We start from the raw sequence: 2,006 nt of genomic DNA, 5'->3' as shown, positions 1-2,006 counted from the left end.
CTGGCGCACTCGAGTCCTTTGACACCATCCCCGGAAGGCGAAGGAAGGAAAGCAGGCCAAGAAATCCCCTGACGCCACCGCACCGCCGACTCTCGAAATGCCGCGACGAAGGCCCGATGTTGATCGCGTAGCGCCTTCAATGCCTGCCGCGTGGAGGCATGGCCCAACGGCCTCGGGTTCCTCTTGAGGTGCTAAGGCCGGGACCTCCATCCACGTCGCGGCGTCCCTCCGGGCAACAGCCAAGTCCATTGCCTCTGGTGATCGCGGATGAATGAAGACCGACGTCCTGATGCTGTCGTACTCCGGTTGTGGTGGCGGTGAGCCTGCACCTAGCCGGAGAGAAGGGCAGTGGCTGCATCGGCATGAGGCTGTACCTGCCCAAGGAGTGGGTACGAAATGGCAAGCGCCGCACCATGGCACTACTCCACTCGTGGCGTCCTATTCGTGACCGGTTCCTGCCTAGCTGTTGTCTCGGGCGACACGTTCGCATCCACCTCACCTGCTTGGGGATTTGCTCGGAGCGGCTTATGACTCTCCCCTGTACCCACGGAAGCAGCCTCAGTGCTGATCTCGGTCACCAGTTTGAGCAATTCCTCACGATCGACCAGAAGTTCGTGCGCCTTTCCCGACTTGCTCGCGGACGGAGCATCGTGGATGGAGACCTGCACTACAAATACGTTCGCCCCCTTAATGCGCAGGTAACGCAAGCCATCCGTCTCTTCAAGCGGCAGCCGTGGGGTCAAGGACGTGTCGAGGAACACGACGAGGAAGCCGCTGGGCTGCCCATAGTCGCTGCAGTAGCGTGATACCTGATGGAGACCCTCGGCAAACTTCCTCTTCACTTCAGAAGGTTGGGCGTCCGAGGCAACGTACTTCGCGTCAATGACGAGGAACCGGCCATCAACGTCACGCAACAACAGGTCTACCTCGCCACTCGCGGACTGCGGCTCGATGCTGAATTCTACCCCTTGATTAAAGATATACTCCTGCAGGTCCACCGCCAGCGCCCGTTCGCCCTTCTTTCCTTCCAATCCCTTGACCACCTCGCGAAGCCTCTCGCGCCGGAACCACTCACAGCGCGTTCGGTACTTCAGAAGCACGGAATAGAGCGCATTGCGCGCGTCAATCTGCTCATCGAGGTACTCGTAGAGTCCCGCCACAGCCACATCACGGATGAGTTCCAAGGCTTCATCGTACTTCGAGGGGCGCTCGTTGCCGGTCAGAATGAACCTGAGGAAGTTGACAATGGCTCGACTATCCTCCGGCTGGTCCCATTCTGCGAGCGCACTCACTACGGAAAGGCAGACGGCTGCGTGGTCCTCCAGCGTGGAGGCAATCTGCGAACTAATCTTGGCACTACCCTTCCCCGCCTTTGCTTCCGCCAACGCAATCTGCACGTAGTCAACGCCACCTATAGGCGGCCTGATTTTAAGCGAAGCCACAATGGGAGCGAAGATGGCGTGCCCCTTTAGCACTACTGCGTCAGGGGTGAGCAGACAGTGAAGGGGAGGCTTGCTTACTCGCTTGGTCTTGGAAGTCACGTCCGGCCCCCTACCGCGAAGGTCGACCGGTGCGTATTGCTTGGACGGTGGAGCGGATTGAATGAGCCAAGTGATGCGCACCTTTATGGACTCGAGTGGGGTTCAACGACTTGAGGAGTATTTCCGAAGGATTGGCGATGTCCTGGGAGAGGACAGCCGCCGGGGTTCTTTTGCCATCTACGCCATGGGACTGCTGGGCGACGGAGAGCGCAAGAGCGTCGAGCCCATTGCAGCTCGTGCTTGCCCCGACCCCAGCAAGACCGATGCAATGCACCAACGACTGCTCCACTTCACCGTCAACTCTTGCTGGAGCGACCGGGAAGTTCGCCGAGAGGCCGCCCGCTATGCCCTTGGCGCCATGACTCAACGTGAGCCCGTGGAAGCTTGGATTGTCGACGACACGGGTTTTCTCAAGCAGGGCAAGCATTCAGTGGGTGCAGCGGCAATACACCGGCTCGGCAGGCA

At 59.7% G+C, this 2,006-nt stretch carries 1 protein-coding gene and 1 pseudogene; one reads left to right on the top strand and one right to left on the bottom strand.

Annotated elements, in window-relative coordinates; genetic code table 11:
* Window positions 1-419: 419 nt before the first annotated feature.
* Window positions 420-1,541 (bottom strand): hypothetical protein, encoded by a 1,122-nt coding sequence (locus tag D187_RS56510; protein ID WP_162159742.1) that lies wholly within the window; start codon window positions 1,539-1,541, stop codon window positions 420-422.
* 85 nt (window positions 1,542-1,626) lie between these two features.
* Here D187_RS56510 and D187_RS36905 point away from each other — a divergent pair.
* A pseudogene (locus tag D187_RS36905) lies at window positions 1,627-2,006 on the top strand (transposase); the annotation flags it as partial.

Origin of the sequence: Cystobacter fuscus DSM 2262, from assembly GCF_000335475.2 — a bacterium.
Classification (GTDB): domain Bacteria; phylum Myxococcota; class Myxococcia; order Myxococcales; family Myxococcaceae; genus Cystobacter; species Cystobacter fuscus.
The sequence above is the reverse complement of the archived record's forward strand: the minus strand, read 5'-3'. Positions and strand labels throughout refer to the sequence as shown.